Below are 23,501 nucleotides of genomic sequence, written 5' to 3'. Positions count from 1 at the left end.
AGAATGACTGAGAGTAAACAAAAGACGTTATTGCTGGTTGACGACGCACCTGCCAATATTAAACTGTTGAACAGTGCCTTAAAGGAAAAGTACCAAACTAAGGTTGCTACCAGCGGTGCCAAGGCATTGGAAATTGCAGCGCGAGAGCCCAAGCCCGATTTAATCCTGCTCGATATTATGATGCCTGAAATGGATGGCTTTGAGGTGTGTGAGCGTTTAAAGGCAGATCCGGAGACACAGCATATTCCCGTTATATTCTTGAGTGGAAAAAATAATCAGGACTCTCGCTCTAAAGGTTTGGCGTTAGGAGCCATAGATTTTATCGATAAGCCAATTGATGTCACCATGGTGTGCATCTGGGTGACAGAACACCTCAAAAGCATTCAGTCGAGTTCGGACTAAAACGACGTAAAGGTTATTGTCATGAGTTCGAAAAAAACAGTACTTATTGTCGATGATACCCCAGCTAACGTCTCGCTGTTGAATGGCGTACTGAAGGATCGCTATCAAGTTAAAATTGCCACCAATGGAGAGAAGGCGCTCAAGCTTGCCAAGGCGGACCCACCGCCAGATTTAATCCTGCTCGATATTATGATGCCCGGCATGGATGGCTACGAAGTTTGTGAAAGGCTGAAGGCCGATTCCGCAACGGTTGATATTCCGGTGATGTTCTTGACCGCAAAAGTCACGGTAGAAGATGAAACCCGAGGCTTAGCCATCGGTGCCGTGGACTATATTACCAAACCTATTAGTCCGCCCATTGTATTGGAGCGTGTGAAAAATCATCTGACTTTAAAAGAAGCCAGAGATGTCCTTCAGTATCAGAATCATATCCTCGAAGACAAGGTGCAGGACCGCACCAAAAAAATGGGGGAGCTTCAGGATGTCGCGATGGAGGCGATGGGCGCACTTGCTGAATCGCGTGACCCAGAGACTGGAAACCACATCCGGCGTACACAGTGGTATGTAAAATTGCTGGCCGAGAAGCTGAGCGATCATCCGCGTTTTAAAGATGACTTATCGCCTGAAAAAATCACGTTACTGTTTAAATCGGCCCCGCTGCACGATATTGGTAAGGTGGGCGTCCCAGATGCTATTTTGCTTAAGCCCGGCAAGCTTACCGACGAAGAGTTTGAGATTATGAAGTTGCATACGGTTTATGGCCGGGATGCATTGGCGGCGGCAGAGAAAAAACTGTCTGAACCCAGTGGTTTTCTCACCATTGCCAAAGAGATTGCCTACTCTCACCAAGAAAAGTGGGACGGATCTGGTTATCCGGAAGGGTTGTCCGGTGATGATATTCCCATGTCGGCACGATTAATGGCGATAGCGGATGTGTATGACGCGCTTATTAGCCGGCGTGTATACAAGCCGCCATTTTCCCATGAAAAGTCTATTGGCATTATGCGAGAAGGGCGGGGCTCCCACTTTGATCCGGATATGCTTGATGCCTTTTTGGAAATATCGGAAGAGTGCCGGAAGATAGCTGAGACTTACGCTGACTCCGAAGAGGACGTTCAGGCAAATACGAATAAATTATAACAAGCTGGATGCTGCGCGTTTTGCGGCTAAAATATGATCAATTTTCTGCTGGATCATAATGTGAATGCAATGTGCCGCGAAGGTGCCGAGGAAAAGCTATGTGTTTTAATCTGTGGGGTTTTTTGAGTGTTTGTGTGATTTTTGGTACGAGTTTTGTAATGTTTCTTATGTATCTCGAAAACAAAAAGTCACTCAAGAAAATGGCGTTGGAGGCTCTGAAGCTAAAACAGGATGATTAAGCGTCATTTGAGTCGTTATCTCCCGACCATAGCCCATATGTAGGCTTGATAAAGTAGTGGCTGGCTAAATTCACAGGTTGGCTGAACGCCGCTTAAAATACAGAAGTGTTTTTGTAACCCATTGAAATATCTATATTTTCTGGCTTTTGACACCTTTGCCTACACTTGCAGTAAACCGTTGGCAGTTGTGTGGCCATAAAGAGTAGGCCTTCTGTGGCCCCCATCGAACTGAATGTGTCCGTCGGGTAGCTTTAATGTAGTAATACTCGCCCAACGATTTTACTTTGATATACTTGATCAAAGCCGCTCTAACTGGTGTATCATTCGGCCATCAAACGGTGATTTACACTAGTCGCCCCATTCAGTTTTAACTAGAAGCCCGCTGTATGACTCTGGCCAACCGACTGACATTACTTCGAATTGCACTTATCCCCCTGTTTGTATTGGTATTTTTCCTGCCGTTCCAAGGTGCGCACTTTTTAGCTGCTTTGATATTCAGTGCCGCCGCAATCACGGACTGGGCTGATGGCTATGTTGCACGTAAGTACAATCAAAGCACCAAGCTTGGCGCATTCCTCGATCCGGTGGCTGATAAGCTGATGGTGGTTATAGCGCTCGTACTGTTAGTGACTCTGCACCCCAAGGCTTGGTTTGCCGTTTGCGCCGTGGTGATTGTGGGGCGCGAAATTGTTATTTCAGCCTTGCGGGAATGGATGGCCGAGCTGGGGCAGCGCGCAAGTGTTGCCGTTTCCTATATCGGCAAGATCAAAACCACATTGCAAATGGTGGCGTTGATTGTGCTGCTGGCAGATTTTACCTGGTTGAACTGGGCCGGATTTATTGCTTTGGTGGCGGCAACGGCGCTTACGCTGTGGTCTATGGTGCTTTATTTGAAGGCGGCAGCGCCATTTTTGCTTGCCGAAATGGGAGCCGCAGATAGCCAGGGTGCACCTCAAGACGAGGGTGCAGTGCAAGAGCAACCCATTAAGACTGACGAAAACCCGCCGGGCCCCTAACGGCCTTGGGGGGTAAACACCTAATTGCTTAATAATCAGGCAGTTAGCCCTTGAAGATCAGTATTTTTTCACAAATAGAGGTAGGCACAGGTTCCATTATGGGCTAGAATGCCGCCCTCTTTACGGCGCGATAGCAAAGCGGTTATGCACTGGATTGCAAATCCACGTAGCCCGGTTCGACTCCGGGTCGCGCCTCCAATTTCCTTGTCCAGGTTTTCTGGCAGAGAAACGTCAGCTTTTAAAGCTGTACCCGAACCCAAGCAGGGATAGGGTAAACGATGTGCAGGACGCACAAGTGTCGCGAGAGACAGGAGTCGGTAGCGATCGATGTGCAGGAAGCACAAGTGTCGCGAGAGACAGGACGTCGGAAGCGGCCACTGCAGTCAACGCGGAGCGTTGCAACACAATCAGTTAGTTCTCTGTTTTTAAAGAGATGCCGAATAGCCCGGGTGGTGGAATTGGTAGACACAGCAGACTTAAAATCTGCCGACCTTTGCTGGTCGTGCCGGTTCAATTCCGGCTCCGGGCACCATTTATTTCCCCTTGTAGTCCTTTAGCATCTAGATCTTAACTGGGTACCCTGTAGTGTGGGCCAGAATTGAACCGGTCCCCGCTTCAATGGGGTCGCACATGGCCCGGGCCACATTCTCTATCGCTGCGCGATATTCATCTTGTCCGTGTGCTCAGCCCTTTGGGCCAGCAAAGCTGCCTAAATTTGCTCCCGGCAAATTTCTCCGGCTCCGGGCACCATTTATTCCCTTGTAGTTCCCTAATATCTCGATCATAACTGGGTACCCTGTAGTGTGGGCCAGAAAGGAACCGGTTATGTATATGGATATACGGTATGCCGACATTGCAGGAGCATTTGTCGGAGCAATGGGTTCGCACTGCAATCAAGCGTGGGGTAGGGGTTGTAACGTATTGTGTTGAGTAGCGCGAGCTCAGGGGCTAAGAAGGTATTTATGGCAGCCAAATAGGGTCATGCTATCTGGCTGCCAACTGCTCTTTCTAAACTTGGCGTCAATTAAAAGCTCTTACTCAGGGCCAGATGTAAAATTCCCATAATGCATATAAGAGCCACCAAAGCCGCAACCCTGCGTTTACCTTTACCCGCTCCTTTCATTGCCACGGTGCCGGCAATTATGTAGGCCACCACAAGCGCGATTTTTACCGTGAGCCAATTGATTGGCCAGAGGGAATAGCCCACTGTAAATATAAGCGCAATTCCAGTTGCCAGAAGCAGTGTGTCGACAATGTGAGGAGCGATTTTAAAGAACTTTGCTTTAACAAATTGTGCTCCCACTTCGCTGCTGATGTAACGGGTGAAAAACAACAAAACGGAAATGGCTACAAGGAGCATGTGGGAATGTTTAAGAGCAATATACATAGAAAGTCCATGTTTGATTTGTGAGTTAACAGCGTCGGTGGTAATTGTACTCGGTACGGCTAATGCGTGGGCAGCCACATCTTTATATAACAATCTGATTCTAGCAAGTCTCTGTATATTGTTCGATTATTTGTAGGATTTAACAGATAAAAGTGTTTTGCCATCTTTTTTGTCATTATTTGCAACTTTTTTGTCCTAAAGTGCGTCTTTAACGTGAAAGAAGAGGTAGGGAACCATGTGTTCCCGTTATAGTGCTTACATACCTAATCAAACCCTATAAAACCGTATTAGAGCCACTCCACGGGAGTTCACCATGAAAAAGTTTGTATTGCCAATTGTTATTGCTGTCGTTGGCGTGGTCACCATTTCTATGTTGGTTGTCGCTAAGCCAAAGCCGACGCCAAGACCCGCTCCCGGGGAGCCTGCTAACGTCCAGGTGGATGTAACACCAGCAACCCCTAATACGGAAAATTTAGCGGTTACCGCTCAAGGTACCGTCACACCAAAACGAGAGATCAATCTCGTGGCTCAAGTGTCAGGGCAAGTGGTCAAGGTTGAAAACAGTTTTACGGATGGTGGGTTCTTTGACACACAAGAGCTGCTGATACAAATCGATGATCGCGATTACCGCGCAGCACTGTTGAGTGCACAGTCACGCTTGGCTGAAGCGGAGCAGCGGTTGGCGCAGGAAGAAGGGGTCAGCAGACAAGCCAAACGCGAGTGGCGTGATTTAGGTGATGAAAGCGCTAATGATTTGTTTATGCGCAAACCACAGCTGGCGGCAGCCAGTGCCGCATTGGCGGCAGCGAAGGCTGATTTAGAGGTTGCGAGTCTGAATCTGGAACGTACCCGTATTACCGTACCGTTTGCTGGTCGGGTGAAAGAAACCATGGTTGATTTGGGGCAGTATGTGTCGGTCGGTACGCAGTTGGCAACGGTTTACGATTCATCGGTGGTTGAAGTTCGGGTGCCTTTGACGGAACAGCAGGCCGCTTTGATTGATTTGCCCCTGATCCAGTCAATCAGTGTAGATCAGCGCCCAGAGGTTATCGTGCGGGGTGTCGTTGCCGGGCATGAAACACAGTGGTTAGGTCACTTGGTGCGCACCGACGCTTTCGTCGATACCCAGTCGCGCATGTACAACGCTGTGGTAGAGGTGGTTGATCCATTTGCGGCAGAAACTCCCTTGCTTCCGGGTTTGTTCGTTGAAGTATTGATCAATGGTAAAGCCATTGACAACGTTGTGAAGCTGCCACGCAGTGCATTGTTTAAACGCAACCAGTTATTAACACTAAACGGTGATAATGAAATTGAGCAAACACAAGTACGTGTGCTGCGTAAAAATGCGGACTACGTCTGGGTAAAAGGCGACTTGGCTGCCGACACTCTGGTGAGTTTGGAGAAGCAAAGCCTGACACCAATTGGCTCTGTCGTTGACCCACTGGTTGATGATAAACCGACTGACAGCGCCGCGCCGGCTCAGGTAGCCGTGGTAAGTGAGCAACCTGGTGCCGCGGCGAAGGCGGAGGACTAAGCCATGAGAGGATTAGTTAAATGGTTTGTGGGCAACCCAATAGCGGCAAATCTGTTGATGCTGGCCATGTTAGTGGGCGGTTTTGTAAGTTATTCAGCTGTTGAAAAAGAAGCTTTTCCACGCTACGAAGCCAATATCATCAATATTGGTATGCCTTATCCAAGCGCCGCGCCGGCAGAGGTAGAGCAGCAAATTGTTGTGCGTATTGAAGAGGCCATTGCCGACTTGCCCGGCATTTACCAAATCACATCTGAGTCCCGTGAGGGCTTTGGTAATGTGACGGTGCAAGTCAATGAAGGCTCGGACCTGCGTGAACTGTTAAATGATATTAAAGGCCGTGTGGATGCGATTAATACGTTTCCGCCTTCAGCGGAGAGACCTGTAGTTAGCCAGTTTGTGTTTCGCGAAACACTGATGTGGGTGGCGCTGTACGGTGATGCTGACCGGCGCCAGCTAAAGAACTGGGCTTATCAAATTCGCGATGAAATGTCGCTGCTTGAAGGTGTGTCGGAAGTCAGTATTAATGGTGTAAAAAATGACGAAGTCAGCATAGAAGTATCTGAAGATACCTTGCGCCGTTATAACCTGAGCTTTGACGAGGTAGCCAACGCTATACGTGGCGCTTCATTGAATGTGCCTGCCGGGCTAATTCGCTCCAAAGACGGCGATATTCAGATTCAAACCCGTGCGCAAGCTTACGATTACCGAGATTTCGCCGACATTGTCGTGCGCAGCGGTCGCGACGGCAGCCGTTTAATGTTGACGGATATTGCGCATATCGACGATGGCTTTACCGAGCAAAACGTATCCTTCTTTATGAATGGTAAGCCCGGTGTCAACTTAGAAGTAAAAATGAGTGATGATCCTTTACTGTTTGAAGGAACGGAGAATGCTCGTCAATACATAAAAGAATTCCGTGAGCTTTTGCCTCCGGGCGTGGAGCTTAAAATTAACTACGAAGCTAAAGATATATTCGACAGCCGCTTTAACATGCTGACCGATAACGCCGTGAGCGGTTTATTTTTAGTGTTCATCATTCTTATGCTGTTCTTGCGGCCGATGTTGGCACTTTGGGTCGTCGCGGGTATCGCTACCACATTTGCCGGTTCTATTTGGCTGTTACCGTACCTCGGTGTGTCCATCAATATGCTATCTATGTTTGCATTTTTGATGGTACTGGGGATTGTGGTGGATGATGCGATTATTGTTGGTGAAAGTATTTATCGTCATCAGCAGCGAGGAGAAACCGGTGAGTTGGCTTCAGTGTCAGGTACCCGTACCGTGCTTCGTCCTGTGTTTTTAGCGGTGGTGAGTACAATAGTGTTTTTCTTGCCCATGATCGATGTGCCCTCGGATATTGTGGTGTACACCCGTTCTATATTTTGGGTTGTGTTTCTGTGTTTGGTTTTTTCTTTAATCGAGTCGTTACTTGTACTTCCGTCGCACCTGTCGCATCTGAAGCCAGAAACGCCTAGTCGGTTCAGTGTCGGGCGCGCAATGAGCCGGGTTCGTCATATGTTCTCCGACGGTATGGAGCGCTTTGCTAACGATCGCTACCAGCCTGCGCTAGGCAAAATGCTGCAGCGTAAAGGCAGCACCTTTTTGGGGTTCACGTTCATCTTCGCTATTGCAGTGACTATTGTTGTGGCAGGTTGGGTAAACACATCCTTCTTTCCGCAAGTGCCCAATGCTGCGATTCAGGTCAATATCGAGTTCTCGGAAGGTGCGCCGTTTTCGCAAACCGAACGCACAGCTCAGTATGTTCGTGATCAGATAGAGTTGGTTAGCCAGGATGAGGAGCTGCTCGAAGCCAACCGCGGCGATGAATTTATTCGCGAAGTCAATCGAACATTGAACGCTACCAATGCATCGATTTTTATTGGCTTGACCGAGGAAGAAGTGCGTCATGTTTCGGCTCAACAAATATCCGATAAGCTGCGTGAGAAAATCGGGCCACTACCAGAGGCGAAAAGCTATTCATTGAGCTCTACTTTGGCAGGTGGTGGCGCTGATATTACGCTTAACATGAGCATGTTGGATAACCGGCGCGAGCTACAAGAAGGTGCCATCTCAAAAATTGCCACCGCGTTAGAAGCTTATCCGGGCGTTTATAATGTGCGTAATAATCTCGATACCGAACGCACTGAGGTAGAGGTTGAGCTTAAGCCGTACGCGCAATCACTGGGCATTACTTTGAGTGATGTCGCGACACAGGTTCGCCAAGGTTTTTACGGTGTTGAAATTCAGCGAATACCGCGCGCTAAAGAAGATGTTCGGGTTATGTTGCGCTATACCTTTGAGGAGCGAAGTACTCTGGATACTCTGGATAATATTCGTATTAGAACCAGTGACGGTCGAGAGCTGCCTATAGCCGCGGTGGCGGAAATTAACCTGGTGCCCGGTACCAGCACCATTCGCCGGGTTGATCGCAAGCGTAATATATCCATCACGGCAGAAGTGGAAGATGGGCATGATGCTAATCAAATTGCTCAGGAGTTGTTAAATGCTAATCTAGATCAGTGGCGTCGGGACTACCTTGGGTTTAATTTGTCGCTGGATGGCGCATTGCGCTCGCAAGCGCAGTTTGGTGATAACTTCGCGTTGAACTTCCTCAAGGTGTTCGTTGCCGTGATGGCAATATTCGCCATTGCATTCCGCTCACTGTTCCAACCGCTCTTGGTTATGTTGGCCGTACCCTTTGGTTTTGTGGGTGCAGTATTGGGGCATCTTATTGTAGGCGTGGACTTTAGCTTGTTTTCGGGTTTTGGCTTCCTGGCGTGCTCAGGTGTGGTCGTCAATGACAATCTGGTGTTACTGGAGCGTATTAATACCTTGCGCAGTCGTGGTGAAACATCACTGAATGCGGTGTTAAAGGCGGGTGTTGATCGGTTTAGGCCGATTGTTTTGACCTCCTTAACCACTTTTATTGGTTTGATGCCCATTCTGTTTGAACGCAGTTTACAGGCGCAGTTCTTGAAACCTATGGTGATATCCCTGTCTTTTGGTGTGTTGTTTTCATCGGTAGTGACCCTGTTTTTGGTGCCTTGTGTCTATTACATTGGCGATCGAACCAAAGCCATGGTTGCCAGGCGCCTGGGTAAAGGAGGTGACTCCTCCGTCGAAACCGCTGAGCTGAGTTCCTAATGTAGTTTTACTATTTATAAAAAGCCCCGCAGCGTTTGCTGTCTGGGGCTTTTTTTCGTTTAATGCTTATAGAAAACATTCATTAAGGAGCAGCATGTATACACCTAAGCCATTTGCACTGACCGATCAACAAACGTTACTCAGCTTTATCCGAAAGCGGAGCTTTGCTACGCTTTGTGCCGATGTTGATGGCGAAATTGTCGCTCAGCACTCGCCCTTTATACTTACCGAGCGCGATGGTGTGTTAAAGCTAGAAGGCCACATAGCCAAAGCCAACCCCATATGGAAAAGTCTGGCAGGGTGCAATGCCTTGGTTGTTTTTAACGGCCCCGATGGGTATATCTCACCCAGCGCCTACCCAACCAAAGCAGAGCATGGCATGGTGGTCCCGACTTGGAATTACAGTGCCGTTCACGTTAGGGGAGTGGTCAGTGTTATTCATGAAGGGGAGTGGCTGTTGCGTCAAATCAGTCAGCTTACCGATGAGCAAGAAGCTGGATTAGTGCAGCCATGGCGTGTAGCTGATGCGCCCGAGCCCTTTATCGAAAAGCTCACCCAAAGTATCGTTGGCTTAGAGGTATGTATCGACACAATTGAAGGCAAAAATAAGGCGAGCCAGAATCAACCTCTGGAAAATCGCGAAGGGGTTAGACAATACTTGCGCGCACAGGGGCTAAATGACTTGGCAAACTGGATGCCGCCCAAAGAGTAGGCCGGCCCTATTTATCTGCTATTCTCAGATCTGGCACAATGATTAATTCGCAATTACTGGGATATTTATGAAAAATCACATCGCAATGACAATAACTCTTTTGTTGAGCGCTATCGTAGGTACAGGCTGTGATGTCGGTAAAAGTGATAGCTCGGCTCAGAGCTCCAGTACGATTTTTGATGATCAAATCCAAGCCCATCAAACCGCTCAGGATTTGGAGAAAGACATACAAGAAGCCGCCGCCAAGCGCGACGCCCAGATGCCTTAACTAGTATAGCCGCCATTAGCACATATTTTATTGTATAAAAAATGGTTTAAATATAAAATAATCTCCAGCTTTCGCTGACAGCCGTGTCACCGCTTGGCAGGTACGTGGTTAGATTTTAATGCAAGCCTCGCTAAGTTAATGATAATAAACAATAAAGTGGAGATTTTGTGAGGATACTAAACTTTTTTGCGGCTATTGCCGCACTCTTATTACTCGGTGCATGCGGCAGTGGTGGCAGTACCGGTGGTGCCAGCAGCACCCCTGTGCAGTCATCATCAAGTTCAAGTATTGAAAGTAGCTCTTCTGAGTCTTCAGAAGAGTCGTCAGAATCTTCGTCCTCTGAGTCTTCTGCAAGCTCCAGTAGCAGTGAGTCGAGTCAGAGCAGTACCGGCATCACCAGTGTCGAGTTTAGTGCCAGCATGGGCGTCGGCTGGAACCTGGGGAATACCCTAGAGGCCGTGGGGGGCGAAACTGCTTGGGGTAACCCAAAGGCGACGCCGGAGTTAATGCAAGCGGTAAAAGCGGCCGGTTTCGATAACGTGCGCTTACCCGTGGCCTGGAGTCAATTTTCCGACGAGCCTAATTTCGTCATTGACCCCACCTGGCTTGCGCGTGTTGAGGAGGTTGTTACTTATGCCCTGGATGCCGAGCTAATGGTCATGATCAATATGCACTGGGATGGAGGTTGGATGCAGCCTACCTACGCCGAGCAAGCCTACGTCAATAATCGTATGGAAATCATGTGGCAGCAGATCGCAACACATTTCAGCGAGTTCGATCAGAATCTAGTGTTTGCCTGTACCAATGAAGTGATGGTAGAGGGCGATTACGGCACGCCAATCGAAGAATATTACACCGTACAAAACGGGTTCAATCAGATATGTGTTGATACGGTGCGAGCAACTGGCGGCAATAACAGCGAACGCTTTTTGGCTGTACAGGGTTTTAACACCAACATTGATCACACCATAAACTTTTTTGAGCTGCCTGATGACAGTGCTACGGATAAGTTATTGGTAGAAGTGCATTATTACGATCCGTTTAATTTCACGCTGAATGGCGATAGCCAAATTACCCAGTGGGGGGCAGGCGCCACGGATGCCGGTGCCACCGAAACCTGGGCCAATGAAAGCTATGTGGACACCCAGTTTGGACGCATGAAAAGCAAATTCGTCGATAATGGGATCGGCGTTATTTTGGGTGAGTACGGTGCCTTTCATCGAGAGGGTGTTGACGGCCACGAAATATTTCGCAATGCCTGGAACGACTATATCACTCAGGCGGCGCTGGCCAATCAAATGGTACCAATGTACTGGGACAATGGTTTTACCGGTGATACTGGTTTCGGACTGTTTAACCGTACCACCGCGGAGCAAGTGTACCCAGATCTTATCGAATTGATAACTCAGTAACACGATAGGTTCTGGCCGTTTCGGTCAGAACCTTTTAGCTGTAGCCGGTTATTGTTGCCCTAAGCGACCGACGACTTCAGCAAAGTTGGTCACGCCTTCGGAGATTTGGTCAACGCCTTCTGAGGCCTGTTTAATTTTATCCTGCCCCTGAGTTGAAATTCCGCTTACATCCTCCATTTGCTGTTTTATTCCCTGGGTTAGCTCATGGTTATCGCCCACCACATTGGATATTTCTTCGGTCGCCTCACTGGTGCGGGCAGCGAGCTGTCTTACCTCGTCGGCCACCACGGCAAACCCCCGGCCTTGATCGCCTGCACGGGCTGCTTCAATAGCAGCATTTAGCGCTAACAAGTTGGTTTGTTCGGCAATGGCACGAATGGTTGTAACAATTTCCGTAATACTTTCAGATTGACTGCTGAGCTTATCGGTAAGCTTTGCTGCGTCGTGAATTTGCACCGCTACCTGGCTTGCTGTGGCCACCGCATCGCTCAGTAACTCTTTAGCGTGGGTGGTAATTTGCGAGGTTTCTTCCGATGTACTGGAAGCGGCTTCGACCGCAGCCATTGCTGTTTGAATGCGGGCCGTAATGTCGGTGGCAAATTTAATCACCTTGTAGACTTCGCCCTTGGCGTTAGTGATAGGGTTATAGGTCGCCTCAAGCCAAATGCTCTCTCCTGCAGCGTTTTTGCGCTCGAATTTTCCGGAATCGAATTGGCCGCGCGCTAAGTTCGCCCAGAAATCAGGGTTGTTTCGATAAAAATTATCGTAGCAAAACATGCGATGGTGCTTGCCTACAACGTCTTTGAGCGGATAGCCAGTCGCCGCTAGAAAATTGTCATTGGCGTTTAGAATTGTACCGTCCGGTGTGAACTCGATGACCGCAAGCGAGCGATTAATGGCCTCAAACATTGCGTTACGGTCGAGCAAATCTTCATGATGCTGTGTGACATCCGAAGCAATTTTGATTATTTTGGTGACCGCTCCGTGTTCACTTACAGGAAAGTAATTTGCCTCCAGCCAAAGGGTTTCGCCACTGGCGCTGCGTCGCTTGAAGGTACCGCTTTTGCTGTTACCTGAGGCTAAATCCCGCCAGAATTCTTGGTATTCACTGGAATGGATATACTCAGGTTCGCAGAATATTCGATGGTGTTTGCCTTTGATCTCATCCATGGAGTAACCAACGACCTTTAAAAATAGGTTGTTGGCATCCAATATGTCCCCCTGAGGGGTGAACTCTATGTAGCCTGTATGAGCTCTAATCGCGTCAAGATAAGACAAAAGTTCGCTCTTTTCTGACTCAAGCGTCTCGATCTCAGCTTCCAGCTCGCGCGTCCTTCCAAACATGGCGATTTAACCTTTTATGGGTGTTTACACAATTATCGGCCAAAATCTGGGTTTCTCAAGTATTGTGAGCGGTAGCTCGGGAGTGTTTGTTGGTTTGCAGGTCTTAAACTGGTCTTCAGGCAATAGCGCCGCCAGAGGTAGAAGCCTTTTATATGCCCGTCTCGCCGGGCGTGGCGAGTTACTTTTCTTTGCTTGGGCAAAGCAAAGTAACCAAAAGGCCGTTCCTTGTATAGTCCGCATACATGGGTAACACTTATGTCTAAATACATAGGTTACACTTTTAGGCTCCAGTAAGAGACGCTGCCGTTGGTAACGTCTCTTATGTCAAACTGCCCGAGTCGATAAAAACTAAAATAGACATCGAAGATGCCGTCGTCAACTTCGTTAATGCCAATGGGCTCCCCATTGAGCAAGTGCGAAATATAGAGCTGCCCACCATTCCAGTACACAATTCCCGGTCCTCGAACCTCTCGCACGTCAAAGTAGCTGGGATACTCAACAGTATCTATGACTTCTGGGTACTCTCTCTGAGCCGGGGTGTATACCTCCGCAGGTGTTTTCATTTCTAGGGACTCATGAGGCCGCTGTTCGTTGTATAAGTGCTTAAAGCCATTGAATCGTTCTTGTTGGTCAGTGAAGTCGCCGGAAGGCGGTTGAGTAGCATCCTGTTTCAGAGTGCGATGCATGCGTTCATGCTTACCATTTTGTTGCGGTCGACCTGGTTGTATGCGCTCAGGGATAATACCTAACTTGATCCACCAGACCGACAGCTTAGAAAGGCCCGCGGTAGCTTTACTGGCAAAAGGAGTGCCGTTGTCGCTGCGAATACGCTCGGGTAAGCCATGTTCTCGAAATAAACGCTTAAAGCTTTCTATTGTATTGGCGGTTGTAACATCCTCTTGCGACTCACACCCCAGAAGGAATCGACTAAATTGATCCATCAGTGTTAAGGGGTAACACCACTGTCCACTAGCGAGCCGAAACTGCCCCTTAAAATCCGTTGTCCACAGCTGGTTGGGCTCGGTTGCCTCATCCAAGGGAGAGCAGTCTCGAGGAACTCGGTGTGGGACATGGCGCTTCTTGGTGAGGCCTTCAGAGGCCAAGACCTTGTTGATGGTAGATATGGCTGGTGGTGCAATATCTGGGAATTCCGTTCTTAGGCGAGCCTGAATCTTCTTCGCCCCCAGTGTAAGCCGAGTGTCTTGCCTTAAGTCGATGATAGCTTGCCTTATAGCACGGGGAATAACACAAGGATGAGAATAAGGTCGTCGGCTCTGGTTCCATAAGCCACTGATACCTTGTTCATTATAGCGATCAACCCATTTATAACCCGTTTTACGGCTAATGCCATACTGCCGGCAGAGTTGCGTGAAGTTGTACCGGCGGTGCAGATAATCTGCAATAAATGAAAGCTTCTGGTTCATAGGTGTTGTCTCTTTCCAAGGCATAGGCACCTCCAAATGGCAGTGCCTATCAGTTTAAAAACTGTTACCTATGTATGTAGACAAATGTGTAACCTATGAATCGGCACGTACACCTGCGCGCAGCCCAGGCTGGCCTCTCTGTCGCTCCGCGCCATTCACCTTGTCCATGCGTGCTTACCCACTAAAATAAGCATCCACTCGGCTGGCTGCAGGGGCCCCCAGAGCGGTACTTCGTAGCTTGCCTAAGTTGGCTGTTGGCCTTGTCTTGATGTGTGTACGTCATTGACGTATATTTGACCGATGTACACCGTTATAGAAACACCCACCTTTACGGAAGATGCAAAAGAGCTGTGGTCTGAGCAAGACCGAGGCGCATTCTGTGCTTGGTTGGCGGCAAATCCTGAAGCAGGGGATGTCATTCCCGGCAGTGGCGGTTGTCGAAAGGTTTGTTGGCGTAGACAAGGCTCAGGAAAAAGTGGCGGTGTACGGGTTATTTATTTTACTCGCCTTAAAAATGGTGAGTTGTGGTTGTTGGTGATTTACGCAAAGAGTGTTCGCGGCAATATCCCGGCTCATTTGCTGAAATCCATCCGAGAGGTAATTGAACATGGCTAAGCGAAATACAATGTCCGGCGAGGCGTTAGGCAAGAAGCTTCTGCAATCTGTGAATGAAATGAAGGCGGGCAAGGCGGCACGAACGACCGAGGTTTCACCCAACGAAGTAGCGGCGGCTCGCATTAAAACCGGGCTTTCTCAGTCACAGTTTGCGAAGGCTCTGCAGATATCTCCTCGCACCCTGCAGGAGTGGGAGCAAGGCCGCCGCAAACCCTCGGGCGCTGCCCAAGCGCTAATTCAAATTGCTTTTAGGCACCCGGAAGTTATTACAGAGTCTTTGATGGACGCAGGCTGATCACTTGCCGGTATCGCCGAGCGTAGAATTGTTATTTGCTGTGTGCCACAGGTGCCATACGATTACATTGGTTATATACAGGCTTGTGTGCCCTCAGTCGCCGGGCGGGTGAGTCACTTTTCTGATTGGCCAGAAAAGTAACCAAAAGAGGCCACCCCGGCGTCTGGCCCTGCGGGTTTCCTCACTCCAGCCCATTTTAGGGGGCCGTATCGACAGGGCGTCGATGCCCTGACGATACTTGCGCAAATGTCCTATTTGCTTACCCCCTAAAATGAACCTCCGTTCGGCTCAGTCGCAGGGGCCCAAAAAGGTGCTTCGTAGCAGCCTTGGGTTGTTGGTTGCCTTTTTCGCTATGGCGTAATATTCTACGGTAAACATAAGCGCCTAGCGTACATTTCAGTGGTCAATTAATCTCGGACAAGGAGCTGTCAGAAATGCCGTTCTTCCCTTTTCGATCAAATACATTTCGCAACTCCTTAAACCAATTTTCACCGAGGATAGTTTGCCGCGGTTATTGGTGGCAGGCCTTACCGTTTAAAATATTGAGTTTTTCGCACGTGTAAATTGTAAGGCCTGACCTCTGTGGTTTTCATCAATCATCAAGAAGCTAAGGAGTTTTAGAATGCACCTGCACAGTGTTTATATTAAAAACATCAAGCAAGCTAATGAAAATGATAGGTTAGCTATATTTGTCGGTGCGGGTGTATCAAAAAGCTCAGATTCTGATTATAGAAGCCTTCCTTTGTGGAGTGATCTAATGAGTGAGCTCAAATCAGATTTAGCTATAACAGAAGATCTAGATTATTTAAAACTAGCTCAACTATATTATCTTGAGTTTGGGGAGCAGACATACAATCAAGTGTTGAGGAAATATTTCCCTGAAGATATCACCCCGTCGAGCTTGCATCGCACAATTTTGGAGGTAAACCCTCGCGTAATATTAACTACGAACTGGGACTGTATCATTGAAAATGCAATAGAACAGGAAGGTTATCTGTACGATAAGATTTGCACGGATAAGGATTTGGTAAGCTCGGCTAGTCCGAATAAAATTATAAAAATTCATGGTGATTTCAAAAATCATAATGTGGTTTTCAAAGAGGATGATTATCTCAACTATTCAAGAAATTTCCCGCTAATAGAAAACTACATAAAGTCTATATTCTCAACACATACAGTTCTTTTTTTAGGGTATTCCTATAACGATATTAACCTTAAGCACATAATGAAATGGATGCAAAGTCATTCCAATTCGGCTCCTCCCATGTATTTGGTAAATTTCAAATCAGACAAGCCTCAAGAGAGCTACTTGAGTAATCATGGGATCACCACATTAGTGCTGGATGGCGAAAACTATTCAATTGATGATGTTAAGAATCTAGATAAAAGATCGGCGCTAACTCAGTCTTTCCTAACATCTATCATCAAAGATGATGGTGAGGTAGATGTGAACGATGAGCAAGATGTTATCGGTTTCATATATGAGCGTATAAAGCATCTAAAAAAGCTAAACTCAATAACTCATAATCAAATACGGGGGGCGATAACAAACTGTGGCTTTCGTTACGATTCCGATGGTCTAAATGTATTGGAATTGTTCAAGCCTAAAGGCGTCCTGACTACGGATTGTAGTGATTCCACTAGGTCGATTCACGAAAAATTCCTGGAGATTCTAGCTCGCATAGACTCATTTGGTGAAGATGAAAAAGACAGTTTCTATCGAAGAAACTCAAAACTTACGGAGATCCTTTCTATCTTGGCCCTAGCTCATATCAAAGGTGTCGTTTTGCCCGAAGCTAATGACAATGGGAGGATTGTGTACTTTCTTAATGAGAAAATAGATTCAGCTAAAAATCTAGAGGAGAGCGACCGGAAATACATATCTTTTTCAGAAAGTGAATGCAAAAGTAATGATTATATAAAATATCTGTCTTCAGGGTCTTATGAGAGCTATAAGCTTGGAGAGTATGAGGTTGCATTCAAGAAAAATTCTGAGCTCATTCTTGCTTGCAAAAGGCACAAAATATACTCGATTCTTTTGATAGCGCTATTTAATAAAAATTCCATTTTATGGAGGCTAAAATACTCCTTTTCTAATAAAAATAGAAGCGATTTTGAAAAGGAAGTGGAAGTAAAGCTTCAAGATGAGTTTTTTAAATTTCCAAGATCAGAGATAAAAAGGAATCAAGCCTTGTATGATTTCTTGGCTTTGCACTCTGTTCATCAAAAAGCGAATGATTGTACAAAAAAGATACTTGATCTCACAAGAGCTGTTGAAAGCATAAAGGCTGGAGGGATAAGTTTTAACAACTATGCAGATGAACCAACTTGTACACACATTAACCTGTTAATGTTTTCGTTGAAAAATCACATAATGATTGATCAGTATGCCCCATATAAGGCGGTTATGAGAGACTTCGTTAATATTTCCATACTTCGTCAATCAGTCAAAAAAATAGTAAAGTTGAATCAATATGAGATTTACTCGGCGATCCAGTTCTATCCGTCAAAAGAGTTGCAGTCAGAGCTTAGGGTGTTTTTTAAAAGCGAAGATTCCAATCAGCTTCGCCTAAGTGCTAGTGGCGGGTGTTTGGAGTGGGTTGTTTTTACTGTTTTGCCAAAATTGACAGGTCAGTTGGTGGGAAGCCTAAGTTTATTTGATGGTTATGAATCTAAGTTTGAAAACTGCGTGCGATTACTGGCTGTACTTAACTTGAGTGACGCTCAGGTTTCAAATGTTATGAGAGAGTTTTCCCGGTTAATTGCTAGTGATTCAACCGCTGTCGGTACTTATGAGGCAATAAACGAGTTTTTAGCACATCAATACGAATTGTTTGATCGGGATATTGAAACTGACATTTTGATAAATATATTAAACACCGTTATTGATAAAATTATCTCAAAAACAGCTCACGGTTGGGATCAGCATGCGATACTGAATGGATCTATTGGCAATTTATACGGTTATATTGGGGTGGTTAAGGGCGAATACACTGATAAGGTCCGAGCTCGCCGGCTGGTCTTTGAGCTGGAATCTTACAAGTCAGAAGAGCAACGTAAGTTTTCGAAATCTCTGCTTTACAGCATCTTTAAAATTTCGGACGAGAGCGTTCGAAACATTATTAAGGCGTTCATTAAGGTTGTCATCTCTCAATCCAAAACAAAGGGCATAGATGATTGGGAGTTTGAACTTTGGTCGTTTGCGGTGGGTTTTAAAGATTTTGATGCAGAGGCTATTTCGAGGCTAGATGAATATTTGGTGCAATTTCGTGATGGAAAAATTTTTTCATCACAGTTATATTCTCTCAAAAATTTAACTCAATATTTAATAAATGAGAAAGAGGTCGACGCGCTAGAAGGGTTAAACGAAGAGTTGGGCGATCTAATAGATCAGTATGAACAGCGCCCAAACCTCTCATCAATTTGAGTCTGCGAAGAAATAGAGGTGGAGTGGCACCTTCATCGTGGCTGGGGTCAAGTCTTGAATCGTGAATTTCATTTGTTAATGACTACGAAGCACCGCTTTAACTCCCCCCCCCCTGCAGCCAGCCGAGCGGAGGCCTATTTTAGGGGGTAAGCAAACAGGAAGTTTGCGCAAGCATCGCCACGCCAAGGACGGTGTGTCGATGCGGCCCTCTAAAATCGGCCGGAGCGAGGGCACCCGCTAGGGCTGAGATGCCGGGGTGGGCTTTCTTTTCGTTAGTTTGCTTTGCCCAAACAAAGAAAAGTAACTCGCCACGCCCGGCGACACGGGCATATAAACAAAGTCCCGCGCTAGCGCGGAACCACTATTTCCCTGGCTCATACCCCAACACCGGACTCAACCACCGCTCCATATCCACGATGCTCATCCCTTTACGTTCCGCTAGCGACTCCACCTGATCTTTCTCGATTTTACCGATGGCAAAGTACTCGGATTCTGGGTGTGAGAAGTACCATCCCGACACCGCTGCCGTCGGGAACATGGCGTAGTGTTCGGTTAGCTCCAGGCCGGTGTTCTTTTCGGCGTCGAGCAGTTTAAACAGCGTGCCTTTTTCGGTGTGGTCGGGGCAGGCGGGGTAGCCGGGGGCGGGGCGTATGCCCTGATAGCGTTCGCGAATTAAGTCGTCGTTGTCGAGCTGCTCGTCTTGTACGTAGCCCCAAAACTCGGTACGCACGCGTTTGTGCATGTGCTCGGCCAGCGCTTCAGCTAGGCGGTCGGCCAGGGCTTTCACCATAATGCTGTTGTAGTCGTCGCCGGCGTCTTTGTACTGTTGGGCCAGCTCTTCGGCGCCGATGCCGGCGGTGACGGCAAAGCCGCCGATGTAGTCTTGCTTGCCGGATTCTTTAGGGGCGATAAAGTCGGCCAGTGAGAAGTTGGGCTTTTTGTTGCCGGGCTTTTGTTGTTGCTGGCGAATATGGTGCAGGCGTGCCAGTTCGTTGCCTGCATCGTCGTGCACGGCTATGTCGTCGTGGTCGACGGTATTGGCGGGCCAAAAGCCGATAACAGCGCGCGCTTTTAATAATTTTTCGTCGATGAGTTTTGTCAGCATGGCCTGGGCGTCAGCAAACAAGTTGGTGGCGGCTTCGCCGACGACTTCGTCGGTTAGAATTTTGGGGTACTTGCCGGCCAAATCCCAGCTAATAAAAAACGGCGTCCAGTCGATGGTATCGAGCAGGTCGGTCAGCGGGTAGTCGTCAAACACTTTAAGGCCGGTAAAGGCGGGTTTGGGTGGCGTGTAGTTGTCCCAGTCGGCTTTAAAGCCGTGTTCGATGGCGCCGGGGTAGGTGCGCAGCGTGCCGCGTGGTTTGCGGTTGGCGTTGCGCACGCGTACCGCCTCGTATTCGTCTTTGAGTTTGGCGACAAACGGGTCGCGTGCGGTATCCGATAACAAGGTGCTGCACACGCCGACGGCGCGCGAAGCATCGGCCACGTACACCACCTGGTTTAAATCAAACGCCGGGTCAATTTTAACCGCGGTGTGGGCTTTGGAGGTGGTGGCGCCGCCGATTAGCAATGGTTTATCCACGCCCTGGCGCTGCATCTCGCGGCCGACGCTGACCATTTCATCCAGCGACGGGGTAATAAGCCCAGACAATCCAATAATGTCGCAGTTCTCTTCAATCGCGGTTTGGATGATTTTTTCGCCGGGCACCATAACGCCCATGTCGACCACTTCGAAGTTGTTGCACTGCAACACCACGCCGACAATGTTTTTACCGATATCGTGTACGTCACCTTTTACGGTGGCCATTAAGATTTTACCGTTGGGGCGGGCACCTTCGACTTTTTCGGCTTCAATGTAGGGTTGCAAATAGGCGACAGATTGTTTCATCACCCGAGCTGACTTCACCACTTGCGGCAAAAACATTTTACCGGCGCCGAATAAATCACCCACCACGTTCATGCCGTCCATCAGCGGGCCTTCGATTACATCCAGCGGGCGCTCGGCTTGCTGGCGGGCCTCTTCGGTGTCTTCAATAATGTAGGTGGAGATGCCTTTAACCAGCGAGTGCTCCATGCGCTTTTTAACGTCCCAGCTGCGCCACTCTAAATCTTCTTTTTTGGCCACGCCGCTGCCGCCTTCGCGGTATTTTTCGGCAATGTCCAGCAGCGCCTCGGTGCCCTCGTCGGTGCGATTTAAAATGACATCCTCGACTTTGTTGCGCAGCTCGTCGGGTAGGTCGTCGTATACGGCCAGCTGGCTGGCGTTAACGATGCCCATGTTCATACCGACTTTAATGGCGTGGTACAAAAACACCGAGTGGATGGCCTCGCGCACCGGGTTGTTGCCACGGAACGAGAAAGACACGTTCGACACGCCGCCCGACACACCGGCGTGGGGTAGGTTTTCGCGAATCCACTTTGTGGCTTCGATAAAATCCACCGCGTAGTTGTTGTGCTCTTCAATACCAGTGGCGACCGCGAAAATATTCGGGTCAAAAATAATGTCTTGTGGTGGGAAGCCAATTTTATCCACCAGCAAACGGTAGGAGCGCTCGCAGATTTCTTTTTTGCGCGCGGCGGTGTCGGCCTGGCCGTCTTCGTCAAAGGCCATAACAACCACGGCGGCGCCATAGCGCATGCACAGGCGGGCCTTGTCTAAAAACTCCTGTTCGCCTTCTTTCATGCTGATGGAGTTAACAATGCCTTTGCCCTGAATACACTTAAGGCCGGCCTCGATGACCTCCCACTTAGAGGAGTCCACCATGATGGGCACGCGGGATATATCCGGCTCGCCAGCGATTAGGTTTAAAAAGCGCACCATGGCCGCTTCGGCATCGAGCATGCCTTCGTCCATGTTGATGTCGATCACCTGCGCGCCGCCTTCGACTTGCTCCAGCGCCACTTCCAGTGCGGTGTCGTAGTCCTCCTCGACAATCAACCGCTTAAAACGCGCGGAGCCGGTGACGTTACAGCGCTCACCAACGTTTACAAACAGAGAATCCTGGGTGATGTTAAAAGGCTCAAGCCCCGATAAACGACAGGCCGGTTCGATATCCGGAATCTGGCGCGGCGGGTGCTTGGCGACGGCCTCGGCAATGGCCTGGATATGATCGGGGCGGGTACCGCAGCAACCGCCGATAATGTTTAAAAAGCCCGCACTGGCAAACTCTTCGACAATCACCGCCATTTCGTCTGGTTCTTGGTCGTACTCGCCAAATTCGTTGGGCAGGCCCGCGTTGGGGTGCGCCGATACATAGCAGTTGGCAATACGGGAAAGCTCAGCCACATACTGACGCAGCTCTTGCGCGCCCAGTGCGCAGTTCAACCCAATGGAAATTGGTTTGGCGTGAGCCAGCGAGTTATAAAACGCTTCGGTCGTCTGGCCCGATAACGTGCGACCCGAGGCGTCGGTAATGGTGCCGGAAATCATAATGGGCAGTTCAAAGCCAAGCTCGGCAAAGACTTCTTGCACCGCAAAAATAGCGGCCTTGGCATTCAAGGTGTCAAAGATGGTTTCGATTAAGATTAAATCCGAGCCGCCTTCAATTAGGGCTTTGGTGGCCTCGATGTAGTTCTCGACTAACTGATCAAAGGTGACGTTGCGCGCACCGGGGTCGTTTACATCGGGCGAGATCGAACAGGTGCGCGAGGTGGGCCCAAGCACTCCGGTCACGTAGCGTGGTTTGTGCGGCTCGGCCTCGGTAAGCTCGTCGGCCACTTCGCGGGCGATGCGCGCGCCCACCAGGTTTAACTCGTAGGCGAGGTCTTCCATGCCGTAGTCGGCCATGGAAACCTGAGTCGAGTTAAAGGTGTTGGTCTCGATAATATCGGCGCCAGCTTCTAGGTACTCCCGGTGGATCTGCTTCATCATCTCGGGCTGAGTGAGGTTGAGCAGGTCGTTGTTGCCTTTTACATCGCTGGGGTAGTCGGCAAAGCGCTTGCCGCGATAGTCCGCTTCAGAGAGTTTTAAGCTCTGAATTTGGGTGCCCATACCGCCATCGAGCACGAGAATGCGCTCGTGAATGATTTGTTTAAGTTGGGCAATGCGTTGGTCGCGATCTGAAGCGCTCATCAAGAAAACCTATTGTCTTGCGAATATTGGGGATTTGCGGCCCGCGCATTTTAACAGCAAACGCGCGGGTTTGTGCGGCGGCTTATGGTACGCCTGATAACCGGGCTATTCGGGGATTAGGGTCATGGTGGCCTGGCGGGTTTCGCCCGCAGTCAGGCGCCAGGTGTCGCCTAGGCAGGCGCCGCGCTCAACGCACACATAGCCGGCGTGATTATTGGGGCCGATATCTTCAATGTCAGCCGCCAGCGCGCTGCCCGTGTTCCAAACCACCACGCTAGGGCAGTTATCGCCTTCCACGCGAGTACGGCGTGTGCCTTCAATGGTGATTGGTAGCTGGATATCTTCATAAACGCGATCAACTTCGCCGGCAAAGGTCACTGGGCCACTTTGGGTAAAGTATTTACCGCCGGCCACCTTGTCTGAGTATGCCCGGCCGTCCAGGCCCTCCACGCGGGTAGTGGCGATGTCGCCAGTGGCGAAATAGCTGTGCATTACCCAGCTGGCGGCAAAGCTGTCGGCGCTGTGGTTAGACAGGGCCAGTGTCAGATGCGGCACATGACCTAGTATAAGAGAGAGCTGAGCACTGAAGTTGTGCTCAAAGTGCTCGTCGGCCTGGTGCTCAAAGCGCAGAACCAGGGTGCAGACGCCCGCGTCATTTTGGCTGGCGCTGCTCAGCTGCCAGGTGGCGGTGCGCGCAATGCCGTGATTGGGTCGGTTGCTGTCGGAGGGGTGAGGTCCAAACCAGGGCAGGCAAAGTGGAATGCCGCCACGCAAGCTCGCCCCCGGACTAAACTGACAATTAGGGCTTACCCAAAGCAGCTCTTCACCACCTGCGGGCGTAAAGCTCATCAGTTGGGCGCCGTTTAAAGCGATGCTGGCCTCACACAGCTCGGTTTTAACCGATAGCATGTCAATGCCTGTTCCCGGGTGGTTTGGGTACAGGGTTTGGCTGTCGGTTAGGGTAAGAAATGGCTGTTCGCTTACCAAGCGCTGCAGTTCATCAAGGCTCTGGCTCATAATAATTCCGGGCAAAAGGCGCATATTTTAGCAAAAAATTGTTTACGGGTAAG

The 23,501-nt window shown here is 48.9% G+C and carries 16 protein-coding genes and 2 tRNA genes; 13 read left to right on the top strand and 5 right to left on the bottom strand.

All coding sequences use genetic code 11. The features are described from left to right. Window positions 1–3: 3 nt before the first annotated feature. From QWI17_RS11030 to QWI17_RS11010, 5 genes are all read left to right on the top strand, one after another. The gene (locus tag QWI17_RS11030) at window positions 4–402 is read left to right on the top strand and encodes a response regulator (RefSeq protein WP_302722559.1); all 399 of its coding nucleotides are present in this window, start codon (window positions 4–6) and stop codon (window positions 400–402) included. A 21-nt stretch (window positions 403–423) separates the two neighbouring features. Further along, window positions 424–1,542, top strand: a complete 1,119-nt coding sequence (locus QWI17_RS11025) for a response regulator (RefSeq protein ID WP_302722558.1) — start codon at window positions 424–426, stop codon at window positions 1,540–1,542. A 625-nt stretch (window positions 1,543–2,167) separates the two neighbouring features. Beyond that, complete coding sequence (gene pgsA, locus QWI17_RS11020; RefSeq protein ID WP_302722557.1) at window positions 2,168–2,797, top strand: CDP-diacylglycerol--glycerol-3-phosphate 3-phosphatidyltransferase; 630 nt, start codon at window positions 2,168–2,170, stop codon at window positions 2,795–2,797. Window positions 2,798–2,921: 124 nt separating this feature from the next. Next, window positions 2,922–2,995, top strand: a tRNA-Cys gene (locus QWI17_RS11015). A gap of 245 nt (window positions 2,996–3,240) precedes the next feature. Next, window positions 3,241–3,329 (top strand) — tRNA-Leu (locus tag QWI17_RS11010). A gap of 492 nt (window positions 3,330–3,821) precedes the next feature. Here QWI17_RS11010 and QWI17_RS11005 read toward each other — a convergent pair. Further along, entirely contained in the window at window positions 3,822–4,277 is a 456-nt protein-coding gene (locus QWI17_RS11005; protein WP_302722556.1) for a SirB2 family protein, read from the bottom strand. 220 nt (window positions 4,278–4,497) lie between these two features. On the opposite strand from QWI17_RS11005, the gene QWI17_RS11000 reads away from it, so the two are divergent. From QWI17_RS11000 to QWI17_RS10980, 5 genes are all read left to right on the top strand, one after another. After that, window positions 4,498–5,718 carry an efflux RND transporter periplasmic adaptor subunit gene (locus QWI17_RS11000; protein ID WP_302722555.1) on the top strand — a complete coding sequence of 407 codons (1,221 nt, stop codon included), beginning with the start codon at window positions 4,498–4,500 and terminating at the stop codon, window positions 5,716–5,718. Between the two features lie 3 nt (window positions 5,719–5,721). Continuing rightward, a complete protein-coding gene (locus QWI17_RS10995; RefSeq protein ID WP_302722554.1) occupies window positions 5,722–8,862 on the top strand; it encodes an efflux RND transporter permease subunit in 3,141 nt (1,046 codons plus the stop codon). Window positions 8,863–8,956: 94 nt separating this feature from the next. Next, window positions 8,957–9,574 (top strand): FMN-binding negative transcriptional regulator, encoded by a 618-nt coding sequence (locus tag QWI17_RS10990; protein WP_302722553.1) that lies wholly within the window; start codon window positions 8,957–8,959, stop codon window positions 9,572–9,574. A 67-nt stretch (window positions 9,575–9,641) separates the two neighbouring features. After that, window positions 9,642–9,842 carry a hypothetical protein gene (locus QWI17_RS10985; protein WP_302722552.1) on the top strand — a complete coding sequence of 67 codons (201 nt, stop codon included), beginning with the start codon at window positions 9,642–9,644 and terminating at the stop codon, window positions 9,840–9,842. 167 nt (window positions 9,843–10,009) lie between these two features. Beyond that, window positions 10,010–11,254 carry a glycoside hydrolase family 5 protein gene (locus QWI17_RS10980; protein WP_302722551.1) on the top strand — a complete coding sequence of 415 codons (1,245 nt, stop codon included), beginning with the start codon at window positions 10,010–10,012 and terminating at the stop codon, window positions 11,252–11,254. Window positions 11,255–11,302: 48 nt separating this feature from the next. Here QWI17_RS10980 and QWI17_RS10975 read toward each other — a convergent pair whose 3' ends face one another. Continuing rightward, a complete protein-coding gene (locus QWI17_RS10975) occupies window positions 11,303–12,598 on the bottom strand; it encodes a methyl-accepting chemotaxis protein (RefSeq protein WP_302722550.1) in 1,296 nt (431 codons plus the stop codon). A gap of 272 nt (window positions 12,599–12,870) precedes the next feature. Further along, window positions 12,871–14,046 (bottom strand): IS481 family transposase, encoded by a 1,176-nt coding sequence (locus QWI17_RS10970; protein ID WP_302722549.1) that lies wholly within the window; start codon window positions 14,044–14,046, stop codon window positions 12,871–12,873. Between the two features lie 276 nt (window positions 14,047–14,322). Here QWI17_RS10970 and QWI17_RS10965 point away from each other — a divergent pair, with 276 nt between their 5' ends. The 3 genes from QWI17_RS10965 (at window position 14,323) to QWI17_RS10955 (ending at window position 18,359) form a co-directional block, all read left to right on the top strand. Then, entirely contained in the window at window positions 14,323–14,637 is a 315-nt protein-coding gene (locus QWI17_RS10965) for a type II toxin-antitoxin system RelE/ParE family toxin (RefSeq protein WP_302722548.1), read from the top strand. Further along, window positions 14,630–14,932 carry a helix-turn-helix domain-containing protein gene (locus QWI17_RS10960; RefSeq protein ID WP_302722547.1) on the top strand — a complete coding sequence of 101 codons (303 nt, stop codon included), beginning with the start codon at window positions 14,630–14,632 and terminating at the stop codon, window positions 14,930–14,932. Before QWI17_RS10965 ends, QWI17_RS10960 begins: the two co-directional genes overlap by 8 nt. Window positions 14,933–15,554: 622 nt before the next feature. Then, window positions 15,555–18,359, top strand: coding sequence for an SIR2 family protein (locus QWI17_RS10955; protein ID WP_302722546.1), 2,805 nt, complete (start codon window positions 15,555–15,557; stop codon window positions 18,357–18,359). Between the two features lie 361 nt (window positions 18,360–18,720). On the opposite strand, the gene metH is transcribed toward QWI17_RS10955, so the two are convergent. Both metH and QWI17_RS10945 read right to left on the bottom strand, forming a co-directional pair. After that, window positions 18,721–22,431 carry a methionine synthase gene (metH, locus tag QWI17_RS10950; protein WP_302722545.1) on the bottom strand — a complete coding sequence of 1,237 codons (3,711 nt, stop codon included), beginning with the start codon at window positions 22,429–22,431 and terminating at the stop codon, window positions 18,721–18,723. A 105-nt stretch (window positions 22,432–22,536) separates the two neighbouring features. Next, entirely contained in the window at window positions 22,537–23,448 is a 912-nt protein-coding gene (locus tag QWI17_RS10945) for a D-hexose-6-phosphate mutarotase (RefSeq protein ID WP_302722544.1), read from the bottom strand. Between the last annotated feature and the right edge of the window lie 53 nt (window positions 23,449–23,501).

The organism is Gilvimarinus gilvus (genome assembly GCF_030518155.1).
In the GTDB taxonomy this organism is placed as follows: Bacteria; Pseudomonadota; Gammaproteobacteria; order Pseudomonadales; family Cellvibrionaceae; genus Gilvimarinus; species Gilvimarinus gilvus.
Note: the sequence above shows the minus strand (reverse complement) of the source record. Positions and strands in the feature narration are given on the sequence as shown.